This window comes from Guyparkeria sp. (assembly GCF_046545975.1).
Classification (GTDB): Bacteria; Pseudomonadota; Gammaproteobacteria; order Halothiobacillales; family Halothiobacillaceae; genus Guyparkeria.
In genome coordinates this window covers 1-6,027 of sequence record NZ_JBKGYT010000094.1, presented here as the reverse complement: position 1 = coordinate 6,027, position 6,027 = coordinate 1, and the positions used below count along the sequence as shown (strand labels likewise).

General features: G+C 68.1%; 5 protein-coding genes. 2 read left to right on the top strand and 3 right to left on the bottom strand.

The annotated features are described in order from the left end of the window. Nucleotides 1-256 (bottom strand): hypothetical protein (locus ACLFMY_RS08020; protein WP_410764140.1); only part of this gene is annotated, 256 nt, incomplete at its 3' end. Nucleotides 257-509: 253 nt separating this feature from the next. On the opposite strand from ACLFMY_RS08020, the gene ACLFMY_RS08015 reads away from it, so the two are divergent. Together ACLFMY_RS08015 and ACLFMY_RS08010 are read left to right on the top strand one after the other, a co-directional pair. Then, nucleotides 510-1,733: an acetyl-CoA carboxylase biotin carboxylase subunit family protein gene (locus ACLFMY_RS08015; RefSeq protein ID WP_410764138.1), complete on the top strand. Its 1,224-nt coding sequence runs from the start codon at nucleotides 510-512 to the stop codon at nucleotides 1,731-1,733. A gap of 33 nt (nucleotides 1,734-1,766) precedes the next feature. After that, complete coding sequence (locus ACLFMY_RS08010; protein WP_410764136.1) at nucleotides 1,767-3,806, top strand: hypothetical protein; 2,040 nt, start codon at nucleotides 1,767-1,769, stop codon at nucleotides 3,804-3,806. 10 nt (nucleotides 3,807-3,816) lie between these two features. Here ACLFMY_RS08010 and ACLFMY_RS08005 read toward each other — a convergent pair whose 3' ends face one another. Further along, complete coding sequence (locus tag ACLFMY_RS08005) at nucleotides 3,817-4,626, bottom strand: class I SAM-dependent methyltransferase (RefSeq protein WP_410764135.1); 810 nt, start codon at nucleotides 4,624-4,626, stop codon at nucleotides 3,817-3,819. Then, nucleotides 4,617-5,963: an amino-acid N-acetyltransferase gene (gene argA / locus ACLFMY_RS08000; RefSeq protein WP_410764134.1), complete on the bottom strand. Its 1,347-nt coding sequence runs from the start codon at nucleotides 5,961-5,963 to the stop codon at nucleotides 4,617-4,619. The genes ACLFMY_RS08005 and argA overlap by 10 nt, the downstream gene beginning before the upstream one ends. Nucleotides 5,964-6,027 lie beyond the last annotated feature (64 nt).

The following is a 6,027-nucleotide window of genomic DNA, read 5'->3' as shown; positions in this document are numbered from 1 at the left end:
AATCGACGGACGACCGTGCCGTCCTCGCGGACCTCCAGCCAGTGGATGCCCGCTTGAGCAGCGCGCAACGGTCCGCCTCCAGGCGTTCGGCCCAGGTGGCCGCATTGGCATCGGCCTCGCCGCCCACCAGCACCAGCGGGCGCACCTGCCAGGCCAGATCGTCCCGGTAGTTCCCGGCCCACGCGGCCGATGGAGGCAGCCCCACGGTGGCGGCGAAGGCGGCCCGCGCGGGAACGAGTCGGGTCAGTCGGCTCATGCGGCCTCCGGCACGGTGGATCCGATCCATAGGCTAGACCCGAATGCCTCGATCGGCGTCGAGGGACCCCACCGGGTCGGGATAATCATCGCAGCAAACGCGACATGGAACCTTCATGTCGGTACGGTGCCGCGTAACGGCCTCGTGTCGACTAGGCTCTACCCACTGCTTTTCCGATTCGTGCGGCACAAATGGACGTGCCCGTAAGACTGTGTCGGCTCAAGAACCCATTTCGCCCGAATCAGAGGTACCCATGGAGAAGAATCCCGAGAAAGGTTTCGTTGCACTGCTGGGCTGGTCGCTCAACGCGGTCGAGGCTGCGGAAACCTTCGATCGCCGCTACGTCGTGGTGGCCCCCGACTGGGCCGAGGAGTACTGCGAGAAGCACGACATTCCCTACATCCCCTGGAACTTCGAGCGGCTGAACGACCGGTCGATGGAGATCGCGCACACCCTTCGGGACAAGGGCGTGGACGTCGCCATCCCGCTCTATGAGGAAACGGTGGAATGGGCCGGGGCGATCAATTCGGTCCTCATGGACAAGCCCAAGCTGTTCGGTCAGGCCATGCTGCTGCGCGACAAGGCGCTGATGAAGCGTCGTGCCCAGCTCGGCGGCATCCGCGTCGGCATCTTCGAGGAAGCCCACGACAAGGAAGACGTGGTGCGCTTTCTCAAGCGGGTCAACCAGACCCTGCTCAAGCTCGATGGCGACCCCAACGACCCGATCCACCTCAAGGCCTTCGACAAGGCCGGCTGCCTGGGGCACCGCGTGATCCGCACGCCGGACGAGGTCGACACCATCCCCGAGGAGGAATTCCCGGTGTTGATGGAATCGCACCTCGACGGCTGGGAATTCGCCGTCGAGGCGTGGATTCACAACGGCAAGATCCGCTTTTTGAACATCTCTGAGTACGTGACGCTGGGCTACTCGGTGTTCGTCCCGGCCACGCCGGAGCTGGAAAAGTACCGTCCCCAGATCACCGCGCAGATCGAGAAGCTGATCAAGACCTTCGACATCGAGTTCGGCTTCATCCACCCGGAATACTTCGTCACCAACGACGGCGAGATGTACTTCGGCGAGGTGGCCTACCGCCCGCCGGGCTTCAAGGTCTTCGAACTGCTCGAGCGCGCCTACGGCTTCAACGCCTACCAGGGCCTGATCCTTTCCTTCGATCCCAAGACCACCGAGGAGGAGATCACCGCGTTCTTCCCGAAAGAGGTGGTCGATGCCAAGGGCGTGGCCGGGTGTTTCGGCGTCTACCCGCGTCGGCGCGTGGTCAGCAAGCTGGAAATGCCGGCCGAGACCGAGGATCACCCCTACTTCGAGTCGCATGAACTGACCCCGCCGCTCGAGGAGACCGTCACCAAGCGCACCGCCTTCGGCACGCACTGGGGCCTGATCTACTTCTTCGGCGACGATCCCCACAAGATGCGCGATCTGCTCAAGCGCCAGGAAGAGCTGGACTTCTATGTATAATCCCGCGCCACATCCCGGGCACCAGGAGCCCACGTGACCAGCGAAGCCCAGGAACAACGGGCCGGGGCCCTCCTGCCCGGACTCCTGCAACGATTCGACGAGGCGGTCGAGGCCCTCGACGCCGCCCCCGAGTTCTCCAAGCCCGCGCGGCTGCGCCGGGTGCTGGACGGGGCCAAGCGGGTACTGCTCCAGGAAGGCGGCCCGGCGGCCATCGAGGCACGCGCCCAGGCCATCGAGGCCGCCGGCACCTTCCAGGGGTCGGACTGGGCCTACCCCGAGATCCTGATCCCGTCGCTCTCCGCCCACGCGCTGGGCAGCAGTGATGCGGATACCGTGGTGATCGAGGCCCTGAGCGACCTGCGTATCCTCGCGGTGGCCCGGGGTGCCTACCTGCATCCCACGCTCTCGGCCGAGAACGCCCACCATCACCTGACGCAGGTGCTGGCGATCAACCTGCAACGGCTGTTCATGCCGCCCAGCGAGGCCGAGCGCGAGACCCAGGGGCGGCTTGCGCTGCTGTCACGCTCGCTGCTGGGGCACCTGGCCGAGCGGATCGGCTACGAGCACATCGTCGATCAGCTGATCGACGAGATCTGGCGAATCCTGCAGCAGCGGCCGATCCAGACCGAACCGGTCAAGCAGATGATCACGCAGATCGCCATCTGCCAGGCCAACCCCGAGATCGATCTCGGCAGCAGCGGCCAGGGCGCCGACCGCCTGGTCAGCAGCCTGTTCGGCCCCACTCAGGCCTGTCGCGAGGACCCCGGTGTCGAGGTCTACCGCGCACGCCTCGAAAGCATGGACGGCGTAGCCCTGCAGAACGAGGCCACCGGCTTCGCGCGGGCCATGCACGACACCGGCCTGGTCTCGCCCTACCACTCGGTCCTGATCCGCCACCTGGCCGATCACGGCGATCACCTGCTGTCGGAATCGATGGGACTGTCGTCGACCGGGCGGGACTGCCTGCTCTGCTACAGCGAGCTGGTGCACGCACTGATCGACCAGGCGGTGTTCCCGGAAACGGCACAGGGCATCTACGGGATGGCCCTGATGCTCGAACGCGGCATTCTCTACCAGCCGCCGGTGGCCCCGGCCCTCTGGCGTCAGCTGAGCCTGCCGCTGTCGGCCTGGTCACGCGAGCGGCTGGCGATCGCCTTCGGCGAGGCGGTGGCGCCGCGCACCCGCCTGCTCGAGGGCGTGCTCTGCATGCTGGGCCAGCCGCTGGGCGTGGGCCAGGGCAACAACCCCACCTGCCAGTCGGCCCGCGCCCTGTCGATGTGGGCCTACAACGACCCCGACTACCTCTTGCAGATGGTGGCCTGGGCGGCGCGCGACGACGAGATCATCATCCACTTCGAGGGCCAGCCGATCTCCTCGATGGCCTCGCTCAGCGGTGTCGCGACGACGCTGCCGATCGACCTGGATCCCGTGTCCTTGCTGGTGGTACCGCACCTCGACCGCATCTACGCCGAGATGGGCCGCCGCTGCATCGGTCGCGAGGGCGATCCGCACCGCTGGATCAACCCGGAGTTCCACGGCTGGTGGGCCGGGCGCGGCTTTCGCATCAACGTGGATGTCGCCAGCGGCAAGCTCGACGCGCTGGAGGACTTCCTGCGTCACTTCTACGCGAGCTACCACCCCTACTACAACGGCAACCAGCCGTTGATCCACCCGCAGCCGATCGGCATTGCCGCGACCGACAGCGCCGCGCGCTTCATCGGCTGGCACGCGCTCACCCTGCTGCGGGTGTCGCTCGATCCGCAGGACGTCATGCGGGCGTACTTCTACAACCCCAACAACGACAGCGGCCAGAACTGGGGGGACGGCGTCGAGGTCAGCACCGCTGGTCACGGCGAGCGCTTCGGCGAATCCTCCCTGCCCTTCGAGGAGTTCGCCTCCCGGCTGTACATCTTCCACTACGACCCGCTGGAGCACGGTGAACTCGCCGCCGTACCGCAGGACTCGCTCGATCGCGTCATCGCCATGGTGCACCGCACCTGGGGCGCGGACCGCATTCCCGAAGAGCACCTGATGCTCAATCTCGACGACCCGGCCACCGGCACCGAGGCCTGAGCACGCCCGGTCAACCGGTCTGCCGGGCCAGGTAGACGTCGAAGCGCAGGCGCCCGGAGCGGTACTCGATCGCCGGGGTGTGCTCGTCGATGGTCGGGGCGCCCGGGGGGCGCTTGACCACCCAGCGGGCCCCGTCGTGCCGGCGCGCCCAGGCGAACAGGGCCGCGGCGTCCGGGTCCTCGCCCACCAGGTGGTGGAAGATACGCATGGGCTTTTTCACCAGCGCGGACTTCCGGCGTTCGGGAAACATGGGATCGAGGTACCACACCGTTTCCGGCGAGACCGGCAATGCCGGAGGGTGCGCCGAAAGCACGTCGCCGTCGACCAGCTCGATGCGGGCAGCCACCTCGGCCAGAACCGGGTCCGCGGCCGCCCGAGCCAGCGCGTCGGCCAGCAGCAGGTGGACCACCGGGTGGCGCTCGACGGCGGTCACGCGACATCCACCCGCCGCCAGTGCCCAGGCATCGCGCCCGAGCCCCGCGGTGAGATCGATCACCGGCGGACGATACCCTCCCTTCCAGCCCGTCGCCCGGGCCAGCGCGTCGCGCCGGGCCAGGGGCCGGGCGAACCGCCGGTCCGCCGCGAAGTCGACGACCAGGGGGAGACGCCCGAGCTCCGCGAGGTTCCCCGGGGGATACAGGCCGATGCGTCCGTCATCCAGCGCCAGCGCGAAGCGGTCGGTCGGCACCTCGTCCAGGGTATCCGCCAGCGGCAGGTGCCTGGTCTCGGCGAACCGGGCCAGCCGCCGTGACGCCGGCTCCTCCCCGCCCGCCGGGACCACGGTGACCGGTCCCGGGTTCACCCCGCGGTTCACAGCCACTTGCGGAAGATGCGTGAGTTGCGCTTGAGGTTGTAGAAGGCCTGCCGCGCGGCCGGGAGGTTCTCGAGGCTCTCGTCGGCAAAGCCGCGCTCGCGGAAGAACGCCATGGTCTGCGTCGACAGCAGGAAGATCGACTTGAGGCCCAGCGAGCGGGCGCGGTTTTCCATGAAGGCGAGCAGGCGCCGCGCGCGCCCGCCACCCTGGTAGGCCGGGTGGACCACCAGGGCGGCCAGCTCGCCGCTCCTGTCGTCCGGGAACGGGTAGAGCGCGGCGCAGGCGATGATGTCCCCGTCCCGGTCGATGACGACGAACCGGTCGGTTTCCAGCTCGAGCTGCTCGCGCGAGCGGCGCACCAGGACACCGGCCTGCTCCATCGGTTCGATCAGGGCGAGAATGCCGCCGATGTCGTCCAGGGTCGCCTGGCGGATGCGCTCGTACGGCTCGCTGGTGATGAGCGTGCCGCAGCCGTCGCGGGTGTAGAGCTCGACCAGCAGGGCCCCGTCGACGTCGCGGTCGACCAGGTGGATGCGGTCCACGCCCTTCGAACAGGCGCGCACGGCGCTCTGCAGGTGCAACTGGAATTCGGTGGAGAGCGACACCTGCGTGTCGTCGAGCAGCCCCTCGACCTCGGCGAGGCTCATGGCCGTCGGCAGGTTGTCCAGCGGGTCGGTCAGGAAGATCAGCTTGTCCGCGCCCAGGGCCACGGCCATGCCCTCGGCGACGTCCTCGGAGCGCAGGTTGAACAGCTCGCCGGTTGGCGAGAAGCCGAGATTGGTCTGCACGACGATCGAGCCGTCGCCGAGCGCGTCGCGCACGCCCTCGACGTCCACGCGCCTGACCCGTCCGGTGTGCCCGAGATCGACACCGTCGATCACGCCCATGGGACGGGCGGTGACGAAGTTGCCGGTCAGCACCCGCTGGGCCAGCCCCGAGCCCGAGGCCAGACTCAGCCGGGCCGACAGCCAGGAGATCACGTCGAACTGCACCGCGCCGACCGCCTCGGTCAGCGGCTGGATCATCTCGGGGTCGGTGACCCGCAGCCCCTGGTGGAACCGTTCCGGGAAACCGGCATTCTCCAGGCGGCGGTTGATCTGCGGGCGCGTGCCCGGCACCAGCACCAGCTTCACGCCCAGGTCGGCGATCAGCACGATGTCGCGGATGAGCCGTTCGAACCCGGGCGGGTCGTCCAGCGCCTCGCCGCCGAAGGCGATCACGAACACGTGTCCCTCGTGCTCGCGGATGTAGGGCACGGCATCGCGCAGTCCCTGCACGAGCACGCGGGCCTCGCCGGTGGGCTGGCAGGTGGCGCGGGGTGAGGGGTCCTTGGTGTCACTCAACGGGCTTCTCCGGCGGTAAAGACGTCAGGACACAGGATAACCGCCAGCCTCGCAAGGCGGAAAA

What these genes read in the sequence shown, in the direction of transcription:
- ACLFMY_RS08015 (WP_410764138.1), top strand. Translation starts at nt 510, where the DNA reads ATGGAGAAGAATCCCGAGAAAGGTTTCGTTGCACTGCTGGGCTGGTCG.